Source organism: Variovorax sp. FW305-3-2-15-B-LB1 (assembly GCF_058787635.1).
Window position 1 is genome coordinate 29,646 of sequence record NZ_JBYSZY010000041.1, and the last position, 24,781, is coordinate 54,426.

The 24,781-nt window shown below is 68.9% G+C and carries 24 protein-coding genes and 1 pseudogene; 19 read left to right on the forward strand and 6 right to left on the reverse strand.

Annotated elements, in window-relative coordinates:
* Positions 1-17 precede the first annotated feature (17 nt).
* Positions 18-266 (forward strand): DUF1653 domain-containing protein, encoded by a 249-nt coding sequence (locus AC3WQR_RS22430; protein WP_062483076.1) that lies wholly within the window; start codon positions 18-20, stop codon positions 264-266.
* On the opposite strand, the gene AC3WQR_RS22435 is transcribed toward AC3WQR_RS22430, so the two are convergent.
* Positions 254-562: an I78 family peptidase inhibitor gene (locus AC3WQR_RS22435; RefSeq protein WP_223301392.1), complete on the reverse strand. Its 309-nt coding sequence runs from the start codon at positions 560-562 to the stop codon at positions 254-256. The two genes, AC3WQR_RS22430 and AC3WQR_RS22435, sit on opposite strands and share 13 nt — an antisense overlap.
* A gap of 59 nt (positions 563-621) precedes the next feature.
* Positions 622-1,218 carry a phosphoribosylglycinamide formyltransferase gene (gene purN / locus AC3WQR_RS22440; RefSeq protein WP_492743770.1) on the reverse strand — a complete coding sequence of 199 codons (597 nt, stop codon included), beginning with the start codon at positions 1,216-1,218 and terminating at the stop codon, positions 622-624.
* Between the two features lie 173 nt (positions 1,219-1,391).
* Between purN and AC3WQR_RS22445 the strand changes: the two genes are divergently transcribed.
* The 4 genes from AC3WQR_RS22445 (at position 1,392) to AC3WQR_RS22460 (ending at position 5,948) form a co-directional block, all read left to right on the forward strand.
* Positions 1,392-2,573 carry an acyl-CoA dehydrogenase family protein gene (locus AC3WQR_RS22445; protein ID WP_062482930.1) on the forward strand — a complete coding sequence of 394 codons (1,182 nt, stop codon included), beginning with the start codon at positions 1,392-1,394 and terminating at the stop codon, positions 2,571-2,573.
* Between the two features lie 12 nt (positions 2,574-2,585).
* Positions 2,586-3,701 carry an acyl-CoA dehydrogenase family protein gene (locus tag AC3WQR_RS22450; protein WP_095746552.1) on the forward strand — a complete coding sequence of 372 codons (1,116 nt, stop codon included), beginning with the start codon at positions 2,586-2,588 and terminating at the stop codon, positions 3,699-3,701.
* Positions 3,702-3,797: 96 nt separating this feature from the next.
* The gene (locus AC3WQR_RS22455; protein ID WP_307587060.1) at positions 3,798-5,156 is read left to right on the forward strand and encodes an alpha/beta fold hydrolase; all 1,359 of its coding nucleotides are present in this window, start codon (positions 3,798-3,800) and stop codon (positions 5,154-5,156) included.
* Positions 5,157-5,162: 6 nt separating this feature from the next.
* Positions 5,163-5,948, forward strand: coding sequence for an enoyl-CoA hydratase (locus AC3WQR_RS22460; protein WP_492743772.1), 786 nt, complete (start codon positions 5,163-5,165; stop codon positions 5,946-5,948).
* Positions 5,949-5,994: 46 nt separating this feature from the next.
* Here the strand turns inward: AC3WQR_RS22460 and AC3WQR_RS22465 are convergent, their stop codons facing one another.
* A complete protein-coding gene (locus AC3WQR_RS22465) occupies positions 5,995-6,555 on the reverse strand; it encodes an HNH endonuclease (RefSeq protein ID WP_062480919.1) in 561 nt (186 codons plus the stop codon).
* A gap of 165 nt (positions 6,556-6,720) precedes the next feature.
* Between AC3WQR_RS22465 and AC3WQR_RS22470 the strand changes: the two genes are divergently transcribed.
* The 13 genes from AC3WQR_RS22470 to AC3WQR_RS22530 all read left to right on the forward strand — a co-directional run bounded on the left by AC3WQR_RS22470 (position 6,721) and on the right by AC3WQR_RS22530 (position 22,963).
* Positions 6,721-7,758: a bifunctional riboflavin kinase/FAD synthetase gene (locus AC3WQR_RS22470; RefSeq protein WP_492743774.1), complete on the forward strand. Its 1,038-nt coding sequence runs from the start codon at positions 6,721-6,723 to the stop codon at positions 7,756-7,758.
* A gap of 125 nt (positions 7,759-7,883) precedes the next feature.
* Positions 7,884-10,733: an isoleucine--tRNA ligase gene (ileS, locus tag AC3WQR_RS22475; protein WP_492743776.1), complete on the forward strand. Its 2,850-nt coding sequence runs from the start codon at positions 7,884-7,886 to the stop codon at positions 10,731-10,733.
* Positions 10,733-11,248 (forward strand): signal peptidase II, encoded by a 516-nt coding sequence (gene lspA, locus AC3WQR_RS22480; protein WP_062480914.1) that lies wholly within the window; start codon positions 10,733-10,735, stop codon positions 11,246-11,248. The genes ileS and lspA overlap by 1 nt, the downstream gene beginning before the upstream one ends.
* A 163-nt stretch (positions 11,249-11,411) precedes the next feature.
* A complete protein-coding gene (locus AC3WQR_RS22485; protein WP_492743778.1) occupies positions 11,412-12,431 on the forward strand; it encodes a LacI family DNA-binding transcriptional regulator in 1,020 nt (339 codons plus the stop codon).
* Between the two features lie 28 nt (positions 12,432-12,459).
* A complete protein-coding gene (locus tag AC3WQR_RS22490) occupies positions 12,460-13,473 on the forward strand; it encodes an ABC transporter substrate-binding protein (protein WP_062480910.1) in 1,014 nt (337 codons plus the stop codon).
* Between the two features lie 16 nt (positions 13,474-13,489).
* On the forward strand, positions 13,490-14,320 hold the full coding sequence (locus AC3WQR_RS22495) for an ABC transporter permease (protein WP_159275532.1): 831 nt from the start codon (positions 13,490-13,492) through the stop codon (positions 14,318-14,320).
* Positions 14,320-15,120, forward strand: coding sequence for an ABC transporter permease (locus AC3WQR_RS22500; RefSeq protein WP_062480906.1), 801 nt, complete (start codon positions 14,320-14,322; stop codon positions 15,118-15,120). Before AC3WQR_RS22495 ends, AC3WQR_RS22500 begins: the two co-directional genes overlap by 1 nt.
* Entirely contained in the window at positions 15,110-16,183 is a 1,074-nt protein-coding gene (locus AC3WQR_RS22505) for an ABC transporter ATP-binding protein (protein WP_139703304.1), read from the forward strand. Before AC3WQR_RS22500 ends, AC3WQR_RS22505 begins: the two co-directional genes overlap by 11 nt.
* Positions 16,180-17,040 (forward strand): phosphodiesterase, encoded by an 861-nt coding sequence (locus AC3WQR_RS22510; protein WP_492743780.1) that lies wholly within the window; start codon positions 16,180-16,182, stop codon positions 17,038-17,040. Before AC3WQR_RS22505 ends, AC3WQR_RS22510 begins: the two co-directional genes overlap by 4 nt.
* Before the next feature lie 73 nt (positions 17,041-17,113).
* Positions 17,114-18,775, forward strand: a complete 1,662-nt coding sequence (locus AC3WQR_RS22515; RefSeq protein WP_062480901.1) for a Na/Pi cotransporter family protein — start codon at positions 17,114-17,116, stop codon at positions 18,773-18,775.
* A 349-nt stretch (positions 18,776-19,124) separates the two neighbouring features.
* Positions 19,125-19,781, forward strand: coding sequence for a nuclease-related domain-containing protein (locus AC3WQR_RS22520; protein WP_492743782.1), 657 nt, complete (start codon positions 19,125-19,127; stop codon positions 19,779-19,781).
* A 75-nt stretch (positions 19,782-19,856) separates the two neighbouring features.
* The gene (gene bamA, locus AC3WQR_RS22525; protein WP_492743784.1) at positions 19,857-22,262 is read left to right on the forward strand and encodes an outer membrane protein assembly factor BamA; all 2,406 of its coding nucleotides are present in this window, start codon (positions 19,857-19,859) and stop codon (positions 22,260-22,262) included.
* A 17-nt stretch (positions 22,263-22,279) separates the two neighbouring features.
* Positions 22,280-22,963 (forward strand): response regulator, encoded by a 684-nt coding sequence (locus AC3WQR_RS22530; RefSeq protein WP_492681760.1) that lies wholly within the window; start codon positions 22,280-22,282, stop codon positions 22,961-22,963.
* Here the strand turns inward: AC3WQR_RS22530 and AC3WQR_RS22535 are convergent.
* Genes AC3WQR_RS22535 through AC3WQR_RS22545 form a run of 3 tightly spaced genes read right to left on the reverse strand, consistent with a single transcriptional unit; the run spans position 22,938 to position 24,285 of the window.
* A complete protein-coding gene (locus tag AC3WQR_RS22535) occupies positions 22,938-23,213 on the reverse strand; it encodes a hypothetical protein (protein ID WP_492743786.1) in 276 nt (91 codons plus the stop codon). The genes AC3WQR_RS22530 and AC3WQR_RS22535 overlap by 26 nt on opposite strands.
* A gap of 12 nt (positions 23,214-23,225) precedes the next feature.
* Positions 23,226-24,026 carry a dioxygenase family protein gene (locus AC3WQR_RS22540; RefSeq protein ID WP_492743788.1) on the reverse strand — a complete coding sequence of 267 codons (801 nt, stop codon included), beginning with the start codon at positions 24,024-24,026 and terminating at the stop codon, positions 23,226-23,228.
* Positions 24,016-24,285, reverse strand: coding sequence for a hypothetical protein (locus tag AC3WQR_RS22545; protein ID WP_492743790.1), 270 nt, complete (start codon positions 24,283-24,285; stop codon positions 24,016-24,018). Before AC3WQR_RS22545 ends, AC3WQR_RS22540 begins: the two co-directional genes overlap by 11 nt.
* Before the next feature lie 157 nt (positions 24,286-24,442).
* Between AC3WQR_RS22545 and AC3WQR_RS22550 the strand changes: the two are divergent.
* Positions 24,443-24,781 (forward strand): annotated as a pseudogene (locus AC3WQR_RS22550) (ATP-binding protein); the annotation flags it as partial.

Genomic DNA, 24,781 nt, shown 5'->3' on the forward strand with positions numbered 1-24,781 from the left:
GAAGAAAGAAGCCCCCGTTGAACGACGAAGACCTCCCTCCCCTGATCGAAACGCCCCCTGGCCGCTACCGCCACTACAAGGGCGGTGAATACGACGTGATCGGCACCGTCCGCCACAGCGAGACGCTGGAACCGATGACGCTGTACCGCGCCCTCTACGGTGCCCGCGGCCTGTGGGTCCGGCCCGCCGCGATGTTCGAGGAAACCATCGAGATCGACGGCCGCCCGCAGCGCCGCTTCACCCCGATCGACGCTCAGCCGCAGTGAACGTCCTTGACGCGGCCACGCGCGTCGACGCTGATGTTGAGCCGTCCGGGGTTGAGTTCCATCGTGACCGCCTGGTTGGGCTTGAGCACCCGCGCCGTGCCGGCGCCGGCGCGCGCACGTGCCGCGGCTTCGAGCTGAGGCGTCACCTGCTGGCCCACGGCAAAGCGGGCGCCCTCGGCGTTGCACTGGAAGACGGGCTCGGCCGGCGCGGCGGGCGCAGGCGCAGCGGCGCCCGGTGCGGGCGCGGGGGCCGGCGCGGCGCAGGCGGCCAGCAGGGCCGCGGTGGCCAACGTCAACAGTAGCGATTGGGTTTTCAAAGTTCTGTGCTCCCGAAAACCCAGCAATATAAACAACTTTAAGCTTTGTGACTCAATGTATCCAAAAGCCATCCAGCGATGGCGCGCGGGTACAGCAGGTGCTCCTGGGACAGCACCCGGGCGGCCAGCGTGGCGGCCGTGTCGTCCGGCAGCACCGGCACCACGGCCTGCGCCAGGATCGGCCCGTGGTCGAGCTCGGCCGTGACCTGGTGCACCGTCACCCCCGCCACCTTGCAGCCCGCCTCGATCGCACGCTGGTGCGTGTGCAGCCCCGGAAAGGCCGGCAGCAGCGAGGGGTGGATGTTCACCAGCCGCCCCGCGTAGCGGGCCACGAAACCGGGCGTCAGGATGCGCATGAAGCCCGCCAGCACCACCAGCGCCGGCGCGTGGGCGTCGACCGCGTCGGCCAGCGCCGCGTCGAAGGCCTCGCGGCTGTCGAAGGCCTGGTGCGGCACCACGGCGGTCGCGATGCCGTGCGACGCGGCCAGCGCCAGCCCGCCGGCCTCCGCCTTGTTGCTGATGACGGCGGCGATGCGCGCGCCGAAGCGCTCGGCCCAGCGGTCGCGCTCGGCGGCGCGCACGATGGCCGCCATGTTCGAGCCGCCGCCGGAGATCAGGATCACGATGTTCTTCATGGGAGGCCGGGATTATCCGTGCCCCGCCAACACCCCGATCAGCCTCCCGTCGACCCGCACGCTGGCGTGCTTGTCGCGACGCGGACACCGGATCGCAGCACGACCGTGCTAAAACTCGCAGTTCCGGAGACACCCCGCGTCTGCGGTGGACCGATCAACACAGCGAGGCACGCATGGATTTGAGCTTCACACCCGAAGAACAGAAGTTCCGCGAAGAAGTTCGCGCATGGGTCAAGGACAACCTCCCCCAGGAGATTTCGCACAAGGTGCACAACGCGCTCGAACTGACGCGCGACGATCTGCAAGGCTGGGCCAAGATCCTCGGCAAGAAGGGCTGGCTGGGCTACGGCTGGCCCAAGGAATTCGGCGGCCCCGGCTGGACCGCCGTGCAGCGCCACCTGTTCGAGGAAGAAACCGCCCTGGCCGGCGCGCCGCGCATCATCCCGTTCGGCCCCGTCATGGTGGCCCCGGTGATCATGGCCTTCGGCAACGCCGAGCAGCAAAAGCGCTTCCTGCCCGGCATCGCCAGCGGCGAAGTCTGGTGGAGCCAGGGCTACAGCGAACCCGGCTCGGGTTCCGACCTGGCCTCAGTCAAGACCAAGGCCGAGCGCAAGGGCGACAAGTACATCGTCAACGGCCAGAAGACCTGGACCACGCTCGGCCAGCACGGCGACTGGATGTTCAACCTCGTGCGCACCAGCAACGAGGGCAAGCCCCAGACCGGCATCAGCTTCCTGCTGCTGGACATGAAGTCGCCCGGCGTCACCGTGCGCCCGATCAAGCTGATCGACGGCGGCGTCGAGGTGAACGAGGTGTTCTTCGACAACGTCGAAGTGCCCGCCGAGAACCTGATCGGCGAAGAGAACAAGGGCTGGACCTACGCCAAGCACCTGCTCTCGCACGAGCGCACCAACATCGCCGACGTGAACCGTGCCAAGCGCGAACTCGAGCGCCTCAAGCGCATCGCCAAGAGCGAAGGCGTGTACGACGACCTGCGCTTCCGCGACGAGATCGCCAAGCTCGAAGTCGACATCGTCGCCCTCGAGATGATGGTGCTGCGCGTGCTCTCCGCCGCCACCTCGGGCAAGAACTCGCTGGACGTGGCCGGCCTGCTCAAGATCCGCGGCAGCGAGATCCAGCAGCGCTACGCCGAGCTGATGATGCTGGCCGGCGGCCCCTACTCGCTGCCACTGATCCGCGAAGCCATGGAAGCCGGCTGGCAGGGCAACTTCCCCGGCGGCAACCCGGCGCTGGCACCGCTGGCATCGACCTTCTTCAACATGCGCAAGACCACGATCTACGGCGGCTCGAACGAAGTCCAGCGCAACATCGTGGCGCAAACCGTCCTGGGCTGAGGAGACACCAACATGGATTTCAATTTTTCGGAAGACCAGGACCAGCTGCGCGACGCCGTTCGCAAGTGGGTCGACAAGGGCTATGACTTCGAGCGCCGCCGCGGCATCGAGGCCAAGGGCGGCTTCTCGCGCGAAGCCTGGGACGAACTGGCCGAGCTCGGCCTGGGCGGCCTGTACATCAGCGAAGACGACGGCGGCCTGGGCATGGGCCCGGTGGCCGGCATGGTCGTGATGGAAGAGCTGGGCCGCGGCATCGTGCTGGAGCCCTTCGCGCAGACGCTGATCGCCGGCGCCGTGCTCGGCGGCTACGCCGACGCGGCCACCAAGGAAAACTGGCTGCCGCGCATCGCCGGCGGCCAGGCCCTCGTGGTGCTGGCCTACCAGGAGCGCAAGGCACGCTACCGCCTCGACGTGTGCGAGGCCACGGCCACCAAGTCGGGCAACGGCTACTCGCTGACCGGCGCCAAGAGCGTGGTGCCCGTGGGCGACGAGGCTGATGCTTTCATCGTGCCCGCCAAGGTCGACGGCAAGATCGCCCTCTTCCTGGTCGAGCGCAGCGCCAGCGGCGTCGAAGCCCGCGGCTACGGCACACAGGACGGCGGCCGCGCGGCCGAAGTCGTGTTCGACAAGGCCGACGCCACGCTGGTCACGGCCGATGGCCTGGCCGCGCTCGAATACGCGGTCGATGTCGGCATTGCCGCCACCTGCGCCGAAGCGGTCGGCGTGCTCGACAAGACGCTCGACGTCACCATCGACTACATGAACCAGCGCAAGCAGTTCGGCGTGGTCATCTCCAGCTTCCAGGCGCTGCGCCACCGCGTCGCCGACATGAAGATGCAACTGGAACTGGCACGCTCGATGAGCTACTACGCGACGCTCAAGCTCAACGCCCCGGCCGACGAGCGCCGCCAGGCGCTGGCCCGCGCCAAGTACCAGCTGGGCACGTCGATGCGCTACGTGGCCGCGAACTCGGTCCAGCTGCACGGCGGCATCGGCGTGACCGACGAGTACATCGGCAGCCACTACTTCCGCAAGCTCACGCAGCTCGAGCTCACCTTCGGCGACACCCTGCACCACCTGGGTGAGGTCTCTGCCCGCATGCAGGACACGGCCGGCGTCTTCGCCTGACGGCTGTTTGTCGATAGCATCCAACGCCCGCCCGCCTTGCGCCGGCGGGCGTTTTCACTTGCGGGGCCCCAGCCCCCTGCCAGGAGAGAGACAGACATGCCTTCCCGCCGCACCCTGCTTGCCTTGGCCCTTGCCGGAAGCACCGCCGTCACCTTGCTGACCGGCTGCGCCACTTCCGCGCCCTCTTCCACCGAACGCCCGCCCATCGTCTTCATGCACGGCAACGGCGACTCGGCCGCGCTGTGGCAGACCACGATCTGGCGCTTCGAATCGAACGGCTGGCCGCGCGAGCGGCTCTTCGCCGTCGACCAGCCGAATCCCCTGGCCCGCGACGACGACGCCGTGGCCCAGCCGGGGCGCAGCTCCACCACCGAGTCGGCCGCGTTCCTGCGCGCCGAGGTCGAGAAGGTGCTGAAGGCCACGGGCGCGCCCAAGGTGGTGCTCATCGGCAATTCGCGCGGCGGCAACACCATCCGCAACTACGTGCAGAACGGCGGCGGCGCGGCCGTGGTGAGCCACGTGGTGCTGGGCGGCAACCCGGCGCACGGCATCTGGAAGGTGAAGGGCCTGCGCGAGAACAACGAGTTCTCGGGGCTCTCGGCCTTCATGCAGCAGCTCAATGCGCCCAAGGGACCGAACGGCGACGAGGTCACGCCCGGCGTGCAGTGGCTCACGCTGCGCTCGGACACCAACGACAAGTACGCCCAGCCCGACGGCCTGTGGATCGGCGCGCCGGGCCAGCCGACGAACATCGGCTTCGACGGGCCGGCGCTCAAGGGCGCCACCAACCTCGTGCTGCCGCGCGTGGACCACCGCGAGACCTCGTTCTCGCCCGCTGCCTTCGCAGCGACCTGGCGCTTCCTGACCGGCCAGGCGCCGGCCAGCACGGCGGTGGCGCCGGAATCGAAGGTCGTGCTCGACGGCCGCGCGACCGGCGCGGACAACCTGGCACTGGCCGGCGCGCGCGTCACGGTCTTTGCGGTCGACCCGGCCTCGGGCGCGCGGCGCGGCGAGGCGGCGCACCAGCAGACGGTCGGCGCCGACGGTCGCTGGGGCCCGTTCAGCGCGCAGCCCACCGCGCGCTACGAGTTCGTGCTCGACGTGCCCGGCCAGGGCACCACGCACATCTACCGCAGCCCGTTCGTGCGCAGCAGCGGCGTCGTCAACCTGCGGACCGAGCGCCTGGCACCGGCCGAGAGCGGCGCGGGTGCGGTGGTCGTCTTCACGCGCCCGCGCGGCTACTTCGATGCGCAGCGCGACACGATGAACTTCGACGGCCAGAGCCCGCCGCCCGGCGTACCGGCCCAGGGCGCGGGGCAGTCGAGCTCGCGGCTGCGCATCGCGGCCGGTGCGCCGCAGCGCACGGTCAGCGCCGAGTTCAACGGCGAGCGCCTCACCGGCCAGAGCTGGCCTGCCGCGCAAGGGCACACGACGGTGCTCGAGCTGACGTACTGAACGGCCATGAACGACACGGCCCCCTTCGTCCTGACGGCGCGCGACGCGCGCGGCGTGGTCACGCTCACGCTGAACCGCCCCACCGCCTTCAACGCGTTGTCCGAAGGCATGCTCGGCGCGCTCGAGCAGGCGCTCGGTTCCATCGCCGCCGATGACACGGTGCGCGCCGTCGTCATCGCCGCGGCGGGCAAGGCCTTCTGCGCGGGCCACGACCTGAAGGAGATGCGCGCCGACCCTTCGCTCGGCTACTACCAGCAGCTGTTCGACCGGTGCGGCGCGATGATGCTGTCGATCCAGCGGCTGCCCGTGCCGGTGATCGCGCGCGTGCACGGCATCGCGACCGCGGCGGGCTGCCAGTTGGTGGCGGTCTGCGACCTCGCGGTGGCTGCCAGCGACGCGCGCTTTGCCGTCAGCGGCGTCAACGTGGGCCTCTTCTGCGCCACGCCCGGCGTCACGCTCTCGCGCAACCTGGGGCGCAAGGAAGCCTTCGAGATGCTGGTGACGGGCGAATTCATCAGCGCCGAAGAAGCGCGCGAAAAAGGCCTGGTCAACCGGGTCGCACCACCCGAAGCGCTCGACGCCGCGGTCGCGGCGCTGGTGGCCAGCATCGTCGCCAAGCCCCGCACGGCGCTCGCGCTGGGCAAGGCGCTGTTCTATCGCCAGCTCGAGACCGGCATCGAGGCCGCGCTGGCCGACGCCAGCCGGACCATGGCCTGCAACATGATGGACGAGAGCGCGCTGGAAGGCGTGCAGGCCTTCATCGAGAAGCGGCCACCGGCCTGGAAGGGCTGAAATGACAAAGGAGGCCGAGGCCTCCTTTTTTCTTGCGCGTCGGGTGTCAGATGTCGTGCAACCGGGACGACTGCGGCAGGTGCGCCATCAGGAACTCCATCTGGTCGGCCAGGATGCGGCGGTTGCGCAGGATGAAGTCTTCCCACAGGCTCGGCACGTAGGGCGCGTACAGCAGCGGCATGTTCGCCTGCTCGGGCGTGCGGCTGCTCTTGCGATGGTTGCAGGGCTTGCAGGCCGTGACCACGTTCATCCACGTGTCGATGCCGCGCTGCGCGAACGGAATGATGTGCTCGCGCGTGAGTTCGTCTTCGTGGAAATGGCCGCCGCAGTAGGCGCAGATGTTGCGGTCGCGCGAGAACAGCTTGCTGTTGGTCAGGCCCGGGCGCTGCGCGAAGGGATTGATGCGCGGCACGCCCTTGGTGCCGATGATGCTGTTGATCGCGATCTGCGACTGCTCGCCCGTGATCGCGTTGTGGCCGCCACGGAACACGGCCACCTGCGCGCCCACTTCCCAACGGACTTCGTCCGCTGCGTAGTGGATCACCGCCTGTTCCAGCGATATCCATGACTGGGGCAGCCCTTGGGCCGACAGCTTCAAGACCTTCACACACGCCTCCTCGAAACGAGAAAAACACGCAGAGACCAGAGACTCGGAATGCGTTGGCGACTCACGCCAACCCACCCACTGCGTCACAATATACCGGCTTTGTGACAAATCGGCCTGATTTGCCCATACGACGGGCATCAGGCGCTATCAAAAAGATACTCTCCCATGCAGGTTTTCCGCGGCTTCCGACACCCGGGCGTAGCTCCGGCCTGCGCCCTCACGATCGGCAATTTCGACGGCGTCCACCGCGGCCACCAGGCCATGCTGGCGCTGTTGCAGACCGAGGCCCGCCATCGCGGGCTGCCCAGCTGCGTGCTGACCTTCGAGCCGCACCCGCGCGACTACTTCGCCGCCGTCACCAAGAAACCCGACCTGGCGCCGGCCCGCATCGGCACGCTGCGCGACAAGCTGACCGAGCTGGCGGCCTGCGGCGTCGACCAGACCATCGTGCTGCCCTTCGACGGCCGGCTGGCGTCCCAGTCGCCCGAGGCCTTCATCCAGAACGTGCTGATCGACGGCCTGGGCGCGCGCTACGTGCTGGTGGGCGACGACTTCCGCTTCGGCGCCAAACGCGCCGGCGACTACGCCATGCTCGATGCGGCCGGCGAAACCCACGGTTTCGACGTCGCGCGCATGAACAGCTACGAGGTGCACGGCCTGCGCGTGTCCAGCTCGGCCGTGCGCGAGGCGCTGGCCGAAGGCCGCATGGCCGACGCCCACACGCTGCTGGGCCGTCCGTACACCATCTCGGGCCACGTGGTCCACGGCCGCAAGCTGGGCCGGGCGCTGGGCGCGTCGTCGCCAGGCAAGGACGACGGTTTTCGCACCCTCAACCTACGCTTCAAGCACTGGAAACCGGCCGCCAGCGGCATCTTCGCGGTGCTGGTGCACGGCCTGGCCGAGCAGCCGCTGCCGGGTGTCGCGAACCTCGGCGTGCGGCCCTCGCTGGACGCCAACGACGTCAACGCGGGGCGCGTGCTGCTGGAGACGCATTGCCTGGAGTGGCCCTCGCATCTGGGGGCCGAAGGGGCCTACGGTAAAATCGTGCGCGTGGAACTCCTGCACAAACTGCACGACGAATTGCGCTACACCAGCCTCGAAGCCCTCACTGCGGGCATCGCGAAGGATGGCCGCGACGCACGCGCGTTCTTCGCATCGACCCACGCCGAGACCCACCGCCAGACCACGCGCGACCGAATTTAGCCCTGCACGCCCCGTGCTGCCGCCCTTCGACAAGCTCAGGGCGAACGGCTATATCTTCCGCACCGACCGCTCAATGCAGTTCGGGCTGAGCCTGTCGAAGCCCCTCTGTTTCGCCGCACCCCAACATGTCTGACGCTGCTTCCCCCAAAGATTACCGTTCCACGCTGAACCTGCCCGACACCCCCTTCCCGATGCGCGGCGACCTGCCCAAGCGCGAGCCGGGCTGGGTCAAGGAATGGAACGACGAAGGCCGCTACCACCGCCTGCGCGACGCCCGCCACGGCGCGCCCAAGTTCATCCTGCACGACGGCCCGCCTTACGCCAACGGCCAGATCCACATGGGTCACGCGGTGAACAAGATCCTGAAGGACATGATCACCAAGGCGCGCCAGCTCGAAGGCTTCGACGCGCTGTACGTGCCCGGCTGGGACTGCCACGGCCTGCCGATCGAGAACGCCATCGAAAAGCAGTTCGGCCGCAACCTGAGCCGCGACGAGATGCAGGCCAAGAGCCGCGCCTACGCCACGGAGCAGATCGCCCAGCAGATGGTCGACTTCCAGCGCCTGGGCGTGCTGGGCGAATGGGACCACCCCTACAAGACGATGGACTTCGCCAATGAAGCCGGCGAGCTGCGCGCGTTCAAGCGCGTGATCGAGCGCGGCTTCGTGTACCGGGGCCTCAAGCCCGTGTACTGGTGCTTCGACTGCGGCTCGTCGCTCGCCGAATTCGAGATCGAGTACGCCGACAAGAAGAGCCAGACCATCGACGTGGCCTTCAAGGCGCACGAGCGCGAGAAGGTGCTCAAGGCCTTCGGCACCGACCACACGATCCTGGGCGACATCTTCGCGGTGATCTGGACCACCACCGCGTGGACGATCCCCGCCAACCAGGCGATCAACCTCAACCCCGAGCTCGAGTACTCGCTGGTCGACACCGAGCGCGGCCTCCTGATCCTGGCCAACTCGCTGGTCGAGATGTGCATGACGCGCTACGCGCTCGACGGCAAGGTGCTGGCCACGGTCAAGGGCGAGGCGCTCGGCGGGCTCGAGTTCGAGCACCCGCTGTACGACGTGGATGCGGGCTACCGGCGCCTGTCGCCCATCTACCTGGCCGACTACGCCACCGCCACCGACGGCACCGGCCTCGTGCACTCCTCGCCTGCCTACGGCGTGGACGACTTCAACTCCTGCATCGCCCACGGCGTGGCGTACGACGACATCCTGAACCCGGTGCAGGGCAACGGCAGCTACGCGCCCGACTTCCCGCTGTTCGGCGGCCAGAACATCTGGAAGGCCGTGCCGGTCATCATCGCCGCGCTGCGCGACGCCAACCGCCTGCTGACCACCGAGACCATCACCCACAGCTACCCGCACTGCTGGCGCCACAAGACGCCGGTGATCTACCGCGCGGCGGCCCAGTGGTTCGTGCGCATGGACGAGGGCGAAGGCGTGTTCACGAAGGACAAGGCGCCCAAGACGCTGCGCCAGACCGCGCTCGACGCCATCGAGCAGACCAGCTTCTACCCCGAGAACGGCAAGGCCCGCCTGCACGACATGATCGCCGGCCGGCCCGACTGGTGCATCAGCCGCCAGCGCAGCTGGGGCGTGCCGATCCCCTTCTTCCTGCACAAGGATTCGGGCGAGCTGCACCCGCGCACCATGGAAATCCTCGACCAGGCCGCCGACATCGTCGAGAAGGGCGGCATCGAGGCCTGGAGCCGCGTCACGGTCGAAGACATCCTGGGCGCCGAAGACGCACCGAGCTACACCAAGAGCACCGACATCCTCGAGGTGTGGTTCGACTCGGGCTCGACCTTCTCGCACGTGCTGCGCGGCACGCACCCCAACGTGCACCACGAGACCGGCCCCGAAGCCGACCTGTACCTCGAAGGCCATGACCAGCACCGCGGGTGGTTCCACTCGTCGCTGCTGATCGCCTGCATGCTGGAAGACCGCGCACCGTACAAGGGCCTGCTCACGCACGGCTTCACGGTGGATGCCAAGGGCATCAAGATGAGCAAGTCGCTCAAGAACGGCATCGACCCGCAGGAAATCAGCAACAAGCTGGGCTCGGAAATCATCCGCCTGTGGGTGGCCGCGAGCGACTACTCGGGCGACATCGCGGGCGACGACAAGATCCTCGCGCGCGTCGTCGATGCCTACCGCCGCATCCGCAACACGCTGCGCTTCCTGCTCGCGAACACCAGCGATTTCGACATCGCGAAAGACGCGGTGCCGCTCGACCAGCTGTTCGAGATCGACCGCTACGCGATGTCGCGCGCGGCGCAGTTCCAGGCCGAGATCCTCGCGCACTACCAGGTGTACGAGTTCCATCCGGTGGTGGCCAAGCTGCAGATCTACTGCTCGGAAGACCTGGGCGGCTTCTACCTCGACATCCTGAAGGACCGCCTCTACACGACGGCCCCGGGCTCGCTCGCGCGCCGCAGCGCGCAAACGGCCCTGTGGCACATCTCGCAAGCCATGCTGCGCTGGATGGCGCCCTTCCTGAGCTTCACGGCCGAAGAGGCCTGGAAGATCGTGGGCACCGGCAAGGCCGGCGAGTCGATCTTCACGCAGACCTACAGCCAGTTCGCCGCACCCGACGAGGCGCTGCTCGCCAAGTGGAGCCGCATCCGCGAGATCCGCGACGGCGTCAACAAGGACATCGAGGCGGTGCGCGCCGAAGGCAAGGTCGGCTCGTCGCTGCAGGCCAACCTGCAGCTGAACGCACCGGCCGACGACCTCGCGCTGCTGGGCTCGCTGGGCGAGGACCTGAAGTTCGTGTTCATCGCCTCGGCCGTGGCGCTGGCGGCGGGCGACAGCCTGTCGACCGTGGTCACGCCCAGCACCGCGCAGAAATGCGAACGCTGCTGGCACTACCGCGAGGACGTGGGCCACGACCCGGCGCACCCGACCATCTGCGGCCGCTGCACGAGCAACCTGTTCGGCGCGGGCGAATCGCGCAGCGTGGCCTGATGGCGACCGCACGTTCCGCCTCCTCGGCCTCGCGTTCGCGCGGCGCCAGCATCTGGCCGTGGCTCGGGCTGGCGACGATCATCGTGATCATCGACCAGTTCACCAAGACGCTGATCCTGGGCTACTACAAGCTCGGCGACGCGACCTACGTGACGAGCTTCTTCAACGTCGTGCGCGCGCACAACACGGGCGCCGCCTTCTCGTTCCTGGCCGACCACTCGGGCTGGCAGCGCTGGTTCTTCACGGCGATCGGCGTGGCGGCGGCGATCTTCATCGTCTGGATGCTGCGCTCGCACGCGGGCCAGAAGCTCTTCTCGTTCGCGATGGCCTGCATTCTGGGCGGCGCCATCGGCAACGTGGTCGACCGCATGATGCACGGCTACGTCGTCGACTTCCTGAGCTTCCACTGGGGCAACTGGTACTTCCCGGCGTTCAACGCGGCAGACAGCGCCATCACGCTCGGGGCGATCTGCCTGATCGTCGACGAGATCCGGCGGGTGCGCCGGGGCAAGTAAGCCAGTTCTCGACCAAAGGGGCCCACGGGCCCCTTTTTCTTTGGGCCGCACGCTGCACCAGCGGCCCCGGGGTTCTCCCCACTTCCCTGTCCTGTCATCGCGAAGTCATACTGCGCCGGTCCAATGTAATCGATTACATGAACCCCACCACGGACCCCGCACGATGAGCATCCAAGCAGTAGCCGCCCAGGCCGGTGTCTCCGTGGCCACGGTCTCGCGCGCCTTCAATTTCCCCGACAAGGTGACGCCGGCCACGCGCGAACTGGTCGAGCGCGTGGCGCGCGAGCTCAACTACCTGCCCAACGCCAGCGCCCGCACCCTGCGCACCCAGCGCAGCCGCACCCTCGGCGTGGTGCTGCCCACGCTGCTGAACCCGACCTTTGCCGAATGCCTGCAGGGCATCGCGCGCGCGGCCGTGGCGGGCGGCTACGCGATCCTGCCGGTCACCACGGGCTACCGGCTCGACGAGGAAGAGCGTGCCGTCCAGCTGCTGCTGGCGGGCAACGTCGACGGGCTGATCCTCGTGGTGTCGAACCCGTCCACCTCGGCCGCGCTGCAGCGCCTGCAGGCCGCCAGCGTGCCCTACGTGCTGGCCTACAACCGGCACGCCGACCATCCCTGCGTGTCGGTCGACAGCGAAGGCGCGGTGGCCGACGCGGTCACGCGGCTCGTGCTGCTGGGCCACCGGCGCATCGCGATGGTCAGCGGCACGCTGGCCGCGTCGGACCGCGCGCAGCAGCGCTACCGCGGCTACCAGCGCGGCATGGCCGAGGCCGGCCTTGCAGCGCTGCCGCTGATCGAAGTGCCCTTCGTCGAGACCGCCGTCGATGCGCTGTGCGCCGAGCTGCGCCCGCGCAACCGCCCCACGGCGCTGATGTGCTCGAACGACCTGCTCGCCATCCGCAGCATCCGCGCCGCGCACCTGAGCGGCCTGGCGGTGCCCGACGACCTCAGCGTGGTCGGCTTCGACGGCATCGCGCTCGGCGAAGACCTCACGCCCGCGCTCACCACCATCGCGCAGCCCAACAGCGACATCGGCCGTCACAGCGTCGAGCTGCTGGCACAGGCGATCGCCGGTGGCCGCGCGCTGCAGGCCGACGCGAGCCTGCTGCTGCCCCATGCCTTCCGAGACGGCGAGTCGTGCGCGAATGCGCGCGAAGACAACGACGCCGCACTGTCCTGACCTCACCACCCCTCCCAGGAGTTCTTCCATGTCCCTTCGCTTTCACCGCCTCGCCCGCCTCGGCGTGCTGGCCGCCGCCCTCGTCGCCGCCGGCGGCGCCATGGCCCAGACCGCCATCTGCTACAACTGCCCGACCGAATGGGCCGACTGGGGCACCCAGCTCAAGGCCATCAAGGCCAAGACCGGCATCACCGTGCCGGCCGACAACAAGAACTCGGGCCAGTCGCTCGCGCAGCTGGTCGCCGAAAAGGCAAGCCCCGTGGCCGACGTCACCTACCTCGGCGTGACCTTCGCGGTGCAGGCCGCGAAAGACGGCGTGGTCGAGCCCTACAAGCCGGCCGCCTGGAAAGACATCCCCGACGGCCTGAAGGACCCGGCCGGCAACTGGTTCACCATCCACTCGGGCACGCTCGGCTTCATGGTCAACGTCGACGCGCTCAAGGGCAAGCCGGTGCCCAAGTCGTGGGCCGACCTGCTCAAGCCCGAATACAAGGGCCTCATCGGCTACCTCGACCCCGCCTCGGCCTTCGTGGGCTACGTGGGCGCCGTGGCCGTCAACCAGGCGCGCGGCGGCACGCTCGACAACTTCAAGCCGGCCATCGACTACTTCAAGGCGCTGCAGAAGAACGAGCCCATCGTGCCCAAGCAGACCTCGTACGCGCGCGTGCTGTCGGGCGAGATCGCGATCCTGCTCGACTACGACTTCAACGCCTACCGCGCCAAGTACAAGGACAAGGCCAACGTCGCCTTCGTCATCCCGAGCGAAGGCACGCTGGCCGTGCCCTACGTGATGAGCCTGGTCGCCAAGGCGCCGCATGCAGCCGATGCGAAGAAGGTGCTCGACTTCACGCTCTCCGACGAAGGCCAGGCGATCTGGGCCAAGGCCTACCTGCGCCCGGTGCGCGCGAGCGCCATGCCCAAGGAGATCGAGGCGCAGTTCCTGCCCGCGAGCGACTACGCGCGTGCCAAGACCGTCGACTACGCCCGCATGGCCGACGCGCAGCGTGGCTTCTCCGACCAGTACCTGAAGGAAGTGCGCTGACCCGGCGCCGCGCGCGATGACACGCACCACCTCCTCCAACGCCTGGAACCCGCGCTGGCGATTGCTGGCCTGCGTCGCGCCGGCGGCCGTCTTCTTCGCGGCCTTCTGGCTGCTGCCGGTGGTGCGCCTGCTCGCGCTGCCGGCCGACAAGGGCGCCGCCACCTACTTCGCGGTGCTGACCGATGCGCGCTACCTGCACAGCATGGCCAACACCGTCGCGCTGTCGGTGGCGGTGACGCTGGCCACGCTGGTGCTGGGCGCGGCGGTGGGCATCTACCTCGCGCGCCATGCCTTCCCGGGCAAGCGCATGCTGCTGTCGCTGCTCACGCTGCCGCTGTCGTTCCCTGGCGTGATCATCGGCTTCTTCGTGATCCTGCTCGGCGGGCGCCAGGGCGTGGTGGCCGACCTGAGCGACGCGCTGGTCGGCGAGCGCATCACCTTCGCCTACGGCCTGCTCGGCCTCTTCCTGGCGTACCTGTATTTCTCGCTGCCGCGCGCCATCGCCACCTACGCCGCGGCGGCCGAGTCGATGAACACACAGCTCGAAGAGGCGGCGCGTTCGCTCGGCGCCTCGAAGCTGCGCGTGGCGCGCGACGTGTGGATGCCCGAGCTCGCGCCCACCACGCTGGCCTGCGGCGCCATTTTGTTCGCCACCTCGATGGGCGCCTTCGGCACGGCCTTCACGCTGGCCAGCAAGTTCGAGGTGATCCCCATCACCATCTACAACGAGTTCACCAACTACGCCAACTTCGCGCTCGCCGCGTCGCTGTCGATCTCGCTGGGTGTCGTGACCTGGCTGGTGCTCTTCGTGGCGCGCCGCTTCGGCGCCAACCCGGTCGCCCGATGATGAAGACCCCTTCGCAACCCCGCGCCCCTTTCCTGCTCGCCATCACGGTGATCGTGAGCCTCTTCATGATCGCGCCGATGCTGCTGTCGGTGATGGCCGGCCTCGTCAACAACTACAGCGCGGGCCTCAAGAGCGGCCTCACGCTGCGCTGGCTCGGCGAGGTGTGGGAGAACTACGGCGGCACCGTCGGCTGGTCGCTCGCGCTGGCCGTGGCCTGCGTCGTGTGCACCGTGCTGATCGGCGTGCCCTGCGCCTACACGCTGGCGCGCAGCCGCTCGCGTGCGGCGCGCATCTTCGAAGAGCTGCTGACCCTGCCGGTCGCAGTGCCGGGCCTGGCGACGGCGCTCGCGCTCATCCTCGCCTACGGCCAGCTCACGGCCTTCCGCCAGAGCTTCGCCTTCATCCTCGTGGGCCACATCGTCTTCACGCTGCCCTTCATGGTGCGCACCGTGAGCTCGGCCTTCCAGCGCGACGATTTGCTCGCGCTCGAAGAGGCCGCGCGCTCGCTGGGCGCGAACTTCCGCCAGCGCTTCATGGGCATCCTCGTGCCTGCGGTGTTCCCGGCCATCGTGGCCGGCAGCCTGATGGTGTTCACGCTGTCGGTGGGCGAATTCAACCTCACCTGGATGCTGCACACGCCGCTCACGCGCACGCTGCCCGTGGGCCTGGCCGACAGCTACGCCTCGATGCGCATCGAGATCGGATCGGCCTACACGCTGGTCTTTTTCGCCGTCATTCTTCCGGTGCTGTGGGGCCTGCAGTACCTTGCCAACCTGATGCAGAAACGCCATGGAACTTGAACGCATCCCCGTCGACATCTCGAACTGCGCGAAGACGTACGCCGACGGCACGCGCGGCCTGCAGCCCACCAACCTCAAGGTGGAAGCTGGCGAAGTGCTCGCGCTGCTCGGCCCCTCGGGCTGCGGCAAGACCACGCTGCTGCGCCTCATCGCCGGGCTCGAGGCGCCCGACGACGGCAGCCGCATCGTCTTCGGCGACCAGGACGTCACGCAGCGCCCGGTCGAGCACCGCGGCGTGGGCATGGTGTTCCAGAGCTACGCCCTCTTTCCGCAGATGACGGTGGCGGCCAACATCGGCTACGGCCTGCGCATCCGCGGCGTGTCGCCCGAGGAAGAGAAACGCGCCGTGGGCGAACTGGTCGACCTGGTGCGCCTGGGCGGCCTGGAGAACAAGCGCCCCGCCGAACTCTCGGGCGGCCAGCGCCAGCGCGTGGCCCTGGCGCGCGCCGTGGCCGTGCGCCCGCGCGTGCTGCTGCTCGACGAGCCGCTGGCCGCGCTCGACGCCAAGCTCAAGGAATCGCTGCGCGACGAACTGGCCGAGCTGCTGCGCCGCCTGCACATCACGGCCATCCACGTCACGCACGACCAGCAGGAGGCGCTGGCCATCGCCGACCGGCTCGCGGTGATGCGCGCCGGGCGCATCGTGCAGGTCGGGCGCGGCGAAGACCTGTACCGCGCGCCCGCGCACCCCTTCGTGGCCGAGTTCCTGGGCCGGGTCAACCGGCTGGAGCGCGCGCCCGACGCCATCGCTCAGGGCGTTGTCCGACTCGGAGGGTCGTCGCTGCCCTGCCCCGCGCCCTGGCAGCAGCATGCGACGCTGCTGGTGCGGCCCGAAGACATCGAGGTCGGCGCGCCCCCGCCCGGCGAGGCGCCCGGCTGGGGCCGCGCCACGGTCGAACGCCGCACCTTCCTCGGCGACCGCGTGCAGCTGCACCTGCGCCTGCAGGACCAGCCCGTGCTGGTGGCCGACGTGGGGCGCGACAACCCCTTCGGACCGGGCGACGCGGTGGGCCTGCGCATCCCGGCCGACCGCCTGATGACCTCGCAGGAAACCCGCGCATGACCACGACGACGAACACCCCCAACACCTTCCTGGTCCAGCTGACTGACCTGCACATCCGCGAGCCCGGCCGGCTGGCCTACGGCCGCATCGACACGGCGCCGTACCTCGCACGCGCCGTGCAGTCGGTGCTCGCGCTGCGCCAGCCGCCCGACGCGGTGGTGATCACCGGCGACCTGACCGATTTCGGCCGCGCCGCCGAGTACGACCACCTGGCCGCCCTGCTCGCGCCGCTGACGATGCCCGTCTACCTGCTGCCCGGCAACCACGACGACCGCGACCAGCTGCGCCGCAGCTTCCCGGGCCACGCCTACCTGGGCACGGGCGCCGACACGCACGGCTTCGTGCAGTACTCGGTGCGCGTGGGCGACCTGCGGCTGCTCACGCTCGACACCTGTGTGCCCGGCGCCAGCCACGGCACGCTGTGCGAGCGGCGCCTGGCCTGGCTCGAAGCCCAGCTCGACGCCTGCCGCCACGAGCCCGTGGTGGTCGCCATGCACCACCCGCCCTTCGAGACGCTGATCGGCCACATGGACGAAATCGGCCTGCTCGAGGGCGCCGACGCGCTCGAAGCCCTGCTGCGCCGCTACACGAACGTCGAGCGCGTGATCTGCGGCCACCTGCACCGCGCCATCGACGTGCGCTTCGGCGGCACCATCGCCTCGACCTCGCCGGCGCAGGCGCACCAGGTCTGCCTCGACCTGGCGCCCGACGCCGCCTCGGCCTGGACGCTGGAGCCGCCCGCCTTCCGCGTGCACGCCTGGTCCGCGGCCGGGCGCCGGCTCGTCACCCACCTGGCGGCCTCCGGCAGCTTCGAAGGGCCTTATCCTTTCCACGACAACGGAGCCCTGATCGACTGAAGCGTCTACTTGTGGAAAATGGGGCTGAAACGAATCAAAACGAAAACAAGAGAAAGGTCAGACCCCGCCCTCCATGAAGCACCTTCTGAATCTGCTTGCGGCCGTCGCCCTGCTGGTGTGGGGCACGCACCTCGTGCGCACCGGCGTGCTGCGCGTCTTCGGCGCCAACCTGCGCAAGATCCTTGTGCAGAGCATGCGCAACCGCTTCACGGCCGCGCTCTCGGGCATCGGCGTCACAGCGCTCGTGCAGTCGAGCACGGCCACCTCGCTCATGACCTCCTCGTTCGTGGGGCAGGGCCTGGTCACGCTGCCGGCGGCGCTGGCGGTGATGCGGGGCGCCGACGTGGGCACGGCGCTGATCTCGGTGCTGTTCTCGGCCGACCTCTCTTGGCTCTCGCCGATGTTCATCTTCGTGGGGGTGGTGCTGTTCATCACGCGCTCGGCCACCGTGGCCGGCCGCGTAGGGCGGGTGCTGATCGGGCTGGGGCTGATGCTGCTGGCGCTGCAGTTGGTGGTGGCGGCCACCGAGCCGCTGTTCTCTTCGCCGGCCGTGCGGGCGCTGCTGGCGTCCATCACCAGCGATGTGCTGCTGGAGATCACGCTCGGCGCCGCACTCGCCATCGTGGCCTATTCGAGCCTGGCGGTGGTGCTGCTGGTGGCGGCCATGGCGAGCTCGAACGTGGTGCCGCTCGACGTCGCGCTGGGCCTGGTGCTCGGCGCCAACCTGGGCAGCGGTCTGCTGGCGGTGCTGACCACGGCGCGCTCAGCCGTGTCGGTGCGGCAGGTGACGGTGGGCAACCTGCTGTTCAAGGCGCTGGGCGTGGCGCTGGTCACGCCGTTCGTGGGGCTGTGGGTGCGCTACGTGCAGCCCCAGCTGCCGAACCAGACGCACGGCGTGGTGCTGTTCCACCTGGCGTTCAACATCGTGATCAGCGTCGGCTTCATCGGCCTCACGCAGTGGGTCGCCAAGCTGGTGACGCGCATGCTGCCCGTGCCACCGCAGCCGGTGGGCACGAGCCGGCCGCATCACCTCGACCCTTCGGCGCTGTCGACGCCTTCGCTGGCCATTTCGAACGCGGCGCGCGAGGCGCTGCACCAGGCGGACATCGTGGAGACGATGCTCATCGGCACGCTCGATGTGATCCGCAACAACGACCTGCGGCTGGCGCAGGAGCTGCGGCAACTCGATGACACGGTGGACGAGCTGTACTCGGCGATCAAGTACTACATGACGCGCATCTCGCGCGAGGCGCTGGGCGAGGAGGAAAGCCGGCGGTGGACGGACATCATCAGCTTCACGATCAACATGGAGCAGATCGGGGACATCATCGAGCGGGTGATCATCGATATCGAGGACAAGAAGATCAAGCCGCAGCGCAACTTTTCGGAAGCGGGGATGGCGGAGATCGTCGAGCTGCACCAGCGGCTGGTCGCCAACCTGCGGTTGAGCATGAGCGTGTTCCTGAACGGCAATGTTCGTGACGCGCAGAAGCTGCTTGAAGAAAAGGCGCGGTTCCGCGATCTGGAGCGGGCCTACGCCACTACCCATCTGGATCGGTTGTCGGATCGGACTACTTTGAGCATCGAGACGAGTTCTCTGCACATTGACTTGATCAGCGATTTGAAGCGGATCAATTCGCACATCTGTTCGATTGCTTATCCGATTCTTGAATCGGCTGGGGCGTTGGCGCCTAGCCGGCTGCGGGAGTCTCGGTTGGGGAAGATTGAGGGTTAGTCGTTTGGGGGGCTGAGGCCGGGTCTCGCCCCGGCGGGCGACTCACTTTCTTTTGCTTCGCCAAAAGAAAGTAAGCAAAGAAAAGGCGACCCTGCTGTCTGCGTCCCTCCGCTTCGCTGCGGGCAACCTGCGGTGCTCACGTTTCGCGGGGTCTCGCCCAAACTCGCTTCGCTCAAACAAGGGCGAGCCCTGATCCGCGAAACGCTGCGCTCCTCGGCGCATACAGAAGGGCTTTGGATACCGGGCGGGCCATCGCTTCGCTCGGCCTGTGAAGGCAGACGGGCTCTGCCTCGTTTACCAGAAGTCTCCTAAAAGGCCGGTAATGCTCGGGGCTCCGAAGGAGTTCGACATGACCATTGTTCTGCCGCAAAGCGCGGTCGCCGCGTCGCTCGGGGTGCAGCAACTTGCCACCGCGTTCAGTCCGGCGTTTTCGCATCTGCGCATTCTTCGCAACCTCATCATCCCGATGCCTTCCGGTTGCGTGGTGCCCACGGCGCGCATCGATGCGGTGATCGTGTGCGAGACGGGTGTCTACCTGTTCGAGATCAAGGCCTGGCGCAACGCGTTCGTCTATCGCAAGAAATCCGACGAGGCGCCGCCGCGCTGGTTTCTGCGGCTGCAGGGCTGCACGCGGGCGCGTGAGGTGAAAGACCCGGCCTGGCAGGGCGGGCGCAAGACGACGCAGTTGCGCAGCCTGCTGCCGGACGACCTGCGGCTGCAGTACTTCGTGCTGCTGCCGTGCGAAGGCGTGGAGCTGGAGGGCGTGATGCCTGCCGCCGTGATCACGCAGCAGGACCTGCCGTACATCGCGCGCCTGGTGCGCAACAACGGGCGCACGGCGCGCACGTACCCGCTGCTGGACGCGCAGGCGGTCGATCGCACGGTGCAGCGGCTGCTGGAGATCCAGGGCGACCTGTCGCTGGAAACGCATGCGCAGAACTGCCGCGAACGCATTGAACGGCCTGCGGTGGCGTGGCCGGCGGTGAACGCGATGGGGTTGCAGTAACGACTGCTCACCAACCGCCCCTGCGTGCGGGAGGGCGTCCCACATTCCTCCGACATTGGTGAAGACCATGCGGTGATGATGATTTCTCCCAAGTCCCTCGCGGCCCTTGCCGCGCTGTGCCTCGCGATGGCAGCCTGCCCGGCACAGGCCGCCGACCCGTTCACCGTGCAGGACATCCGCCTCGAAGGCCTGCAGCGCGTCGAAGCGGGCACGGTGTTCGCGACCCTCGGCCTGAAGGCCGGCGATACCTACAGCGACGACCGCGGCAGCGCGGCCATTCGCGCGCTGTTCGACCTCGGGCTGTTCAAGGACGTGCGCATCGACGTGAACGGCCATGTGCTCGTGGTCATCGTCGAAGAGCGCCCCACCGTCGCCGAGGTCGACTTCGCGGGCACCAAGGAGTTCGACAAGGCGGCGCTGCAGAAGGCGCTGCGCGACATCGGGCTGGCCGAAGGCCGGCCCTTCGACAAGGCGCTGGCCGACCGTGCCGAGCAGGAGCTCAAGCGCCAGTACATCGGCCGCAGCCTCTACAACGCGCAGGTGGTCACCACGGTCACGCCGCTGGAGCGCAACCGCGTCAACCTGACGTTCAGCGTGACCGAGGGCGAGCCGGCGCACATCACGCGGGTGCGCGTGGTGGGCCAGCAGGCTTTCGATGAACGCACGCTGCTCGACCTGTTCGACCAGGACAGCGGCGGCTGGCTGGCCTGGTACACGAAGTCGAACCAGTACGCGCGCGCCAAGTTCGACGCCGACCTGGAAACGCTGCGCGCGTTCTATCTGACGCGCGGGTACCTCGAGTTCCGCATCGAGTCGACGCAGGTCGCGATCTCGCCCGACCGGCAGACACTCGAACTCACCGTCAACATCAGCGAGGGCGAGAAGTTCGCGGTGGCCGGCGTGAAGCTGGCGGGCAACTACCTGGGGCGCGAGGACGAGTTCAAGTCGCTCGTCACCGTGCGCCCCGGCGCGCCCTACAACGGCGAGGACGTGGCGGCCACCACCAAGGCCTTCGCCGACCACTTCGGCACCTTCGGCTACGCCTTCGCGCGCGTGAGGGCCGAGCCCGAGATCGACCGCGCCCGGCGCCGCGTCGTGATGGTGCTGAACGCCGAGCCCGGGCGGCGCGCCTATGTGCGGCGGCTGAACATCGGCGGCAATGCGCGCACGCGCGACGAGGTGATCCGGCGCGAGTTCCGCCAGTACGAAGGCGCCTGGTACGACGGCACGAAGATCAGGCTCTCGCGCGACCGCGTCGACCGCCTGGGCTTCTTCACCGAGGTGAATGTCGAGACCGCCGAAGTGCCGGGCAGCAACGACCAGGTCGACCTGAACGTCACCGTGGCCGAGAAGCCCACGGGCTCGCTGCAACTCGGCGCGGGCTACTCGTCGACCGACAAGATTTCTCTGAGCTTCGGCATCACGCAGGAGAACGTGTTCGGCTCGGGAAACTACCTGGGGCTGCAGGTCAACACCAGCTCGTACAACCGCTCGGTGTCGCTCACGGCCACCGACCCGTACTTCACGAAGGACGGCATCTCGCGCACCTTCAACCTGTTCCACACCACCACGCGGCCCTACTACGAGGCCGACGGCAACTACAAGCTGGCGAGCGACGGCGGCTCGGTGCGCTTCGGGCTGCCGGTGAACGAGCTGGACACGGTGTACCTCGGCATCGGCGTGGAGCGCTACTCGTTCACGCCGGGCACCAACGGCTCGTACACGCTGGTCAACGGCTCGTATGTCTACACGGCCACGCCGCAGGCCTACCTCGACTACTTCCAGTGCACCGGCACCGCGCCGAGCGTGGTGTGCGCGGGCAGGAACGTGGTGGGCATCCCGGCCACCGTGGGCTGGTCGCGCGACGACCGCGACAGTGCGCTGGTGCCCACGCGCGGGCGCCTGCAAAGCGCCAACCTCGAGCTGGGCGTGGGCAGCGAACTGCGCTACCTGAAGACCAACTACCAGTACCAGCAGTACGTGCCGCTGTCCAAGCAGTACACGCTGGCCTTCAACGGCCAGCTCGGCTATGCGAAGGCGCTGGGCGGCAGCAGCTTCCCGATCTTCAAGAACTTCTACGCGGGCGGGCTGGGCTCGATCCGCGGCTTCGAGCAGAACTCGCTGGGCCCGACCGACGCGGTCACCGGCGGCTCGCTGGGCGGCACGCGCAAGGCGATCTTCAACATGGAGCTGACCACGCCCTTCCCTGGCGCGGGCAACGACAAGTCGCTGCGCCTGTACACCTTCTTCGACGCGGGCAATGTGTTCGCCGAACGCACAGCGAGCATGACCGACGCGCAGTGGAAGGCGCAGAACCGCCTGCGCGCCTCAGCCGGCCTGGGCATCAGCTGGATCTCACCGCTGGGCCCGCTGCGCCTGGCGTATGCGGTGCCGATCGTCTACCAGAAGGAAGACACGGCCAACGGCATCGCGGCCGACCGCACGCAGCGCTTCCAGTTCCAGATCGGCACGTCCTTCTGAACCGGCCCGCACGCGCCATGAGCCGCATCCTGCTGGTGGAAGACGGACGCGACATTGCGTCGCTGCTGCTGGGCCCGCTGCAACGCGCGGGCCACGAGGTGGAGCAGTTGGGCGACGGCGCCGCCGCGCTCGACCGCATCCTGCACGCGCCGCCGGCGCTCACGCTGCTCGACGTGGTGCTGCCGCGCATCGACGGGCTGCAGGTGATCGCGCAGGTGCGCGCGCGCAGCGACCACCCGATCATCGTGCTGACGGCGCGCGCGCACGAGGCCGACCGGCTGCGCGGCTTCGACCTGGGCGCCGACGACTATGTCTGCAAGCCCTTCTCGCCGCGTGAGGTGGTGGCGCGCGTGCACACGGTGCTGCGCCGGCGTGCGCCGCCCGACCTGAGCGTGGGCATGGCCTCGCCGGCCGTGGCCTTCGACAGCGCGATGGGCCATGCATGGCTGGAGGGCCGGGCCCTGGCGCTCACGCGCCGTGAGCTGCTGTTGCTGCGTGCGCTGTCGCGCGAACCGGGCCGGGTGTTCACGCGCGCCAGGCTGCTCGAAGCGGCCTTCCCCGAGGCGCTCGACGTGAACGAGCGCGCGGTCGACGGGCACATCAAGAACCTGCGGCGCAAGCTCGCGGCCGTGTCGCCCTCGCACGGCTGGATCCGTTCGGTCTACGGCGTGGGGTTCAGCTTCGCGCAGCGGCCGGGCTGAGGGCGGGCCCGGCCTTGCATGCGCCGTGGCCGCGCGGCCCGCGGCCTTCGCTGGCCCTTTGCATGATCGGCGCCAGCGTCGACAGGCTGGCGTGGCGCACGGCCACCTGCCGCGCCTCCGCGCAGGCGCCGCGTGCCGCGACGCCGATGCCCAGCGCCAGGCTGCACAAGGCCAGGCCGCCCGCGCAGGCGTGGGCCAGCGCGCGCGGCGTGACCCGCCCATCGGCGGGCGCAACGAACGGGATCGGCATGCGCAACACCGCTCAGCCTTCCGTGCGCGGCGGCACCAGCGCGCGGATGCGGGCAAGGCCCCCGGGCGTGCGCGGCCGCATCGGCCGCACGCCGCCCGCCGGCATGGGGCCGCTGCCGGGCGGCGGCGGGCGTTCGGTCAGCGGGCGTGCGGCGGGGTCGACCACCAGCGTGAGCAGCGCGACATAGCGCCGGCCTTCCTCGCGCACCGCGCCCAGCACCGTGTCGCCGGCCCGCAGCGCGATGCCGTCGGCGCTGTTGAGCGTGTCGCGCAGCCGCGCGCGCTGGTAGCTGGAGACCTGCGTGTAGAGGAACTCGCTGAGCGCATCGGGCAGGAAGAACTGCGTCGTGAGCACGGCGCGCTCGCGGTGGTGCACCTTGACGTGGATGTGGGTGGTGCGCCCCGCGTACCAGCCCGGGTAGAGCGTGGCGAACACGGCCTGGCCGTCGCGGTCGGTGCGCTGGCTGCCGCGCAGGAAAGCCTGGCCCTCGAAGCCGCGCGTGCGGTCGTCGCCCTGCCCGCCGAAGCCGGAGTAGTTGCCCTGCGCGTCGCAGTGCCACAGGTCGGTGCGCAGGCCGCGCAGCGGCCGACCGGCGGCATCGAGCACGCGCAGGCGCACATCGAGCGGCACGCCCTCGCGGCCGTCGGTCAGATCGGTGCGGAAATTCGCGAGGTCCAGGTAGTACGGGCCCTCGGTGGTCTGGGCGGTCAGCGGGAGCTTCTGCGGTGTGGCAGCCGCTGGTGCTGACGCTGCCAGACCCGCCGCGCCGATCGCGGCCAGCAGGCCCCGGCGCCCGATCGCTTCACCGGCCATGGGCAGCCTCCTTTCCGGCAGGCGCTCGCACGCCCGAAGCCCGGGCCTCGGCCCAGAGCACGAGCAGCGTCCACGCATGCGCGACGACCCAGAACAACGCGGCCAGCAGGAACAGCAGCAGGTCGGTGTCGGCGTCGCCCGGGGGCGTGGACGGCGGCGCGGCGTGCCCCGGCGAGGCCCAGGCGAGCGCGGCGACGGCCAGTGCGCGGAAGGCGAAAGTGGGAGGGGCGCGGTGCGTGTCCGGTGTCATGGCGGGCATCGTGCGATCCGAATCGGGAGAAATGTGGGAGAGGCACGGAAGGACGCGTCTCCCAGATTCCTCCCCAATCGGGCGCCATGATCGGCGGCTTGCCCATGCCATCCCCGCCCCCGAAACGCATGCCGCAGAATGCGCCCATGCCCCCGCCGCCGAGCCCATGCCGCGCCTGACCCTCTCCCGCAAGATCTTCCTGGCCCTGGCCGCCCTGCTGATCGTGCTGCTGCTGAGCTTCGTGGGCTTCTCGATCGTCGCGCTGCAGCGGGGCCTGGGCGCCTACGTGGCCGAAATCGAGATCCGCCGCATGGACTGGCTCTCGCAGCTGCTGCTGAAGCACTACACCGCCAACGGCGACTGGAAGAAACTGCGCGACAACGACGACGCCTGGCACCGCCTGCAGCTGGGCCAGTCGGCGATGGTGATCGACGGCGCCGCCACGCCCGACGACCGACGGCTGCCGCCCTGGTACGAGCGCCGTGCGCCCGGCACACCGGGAGAC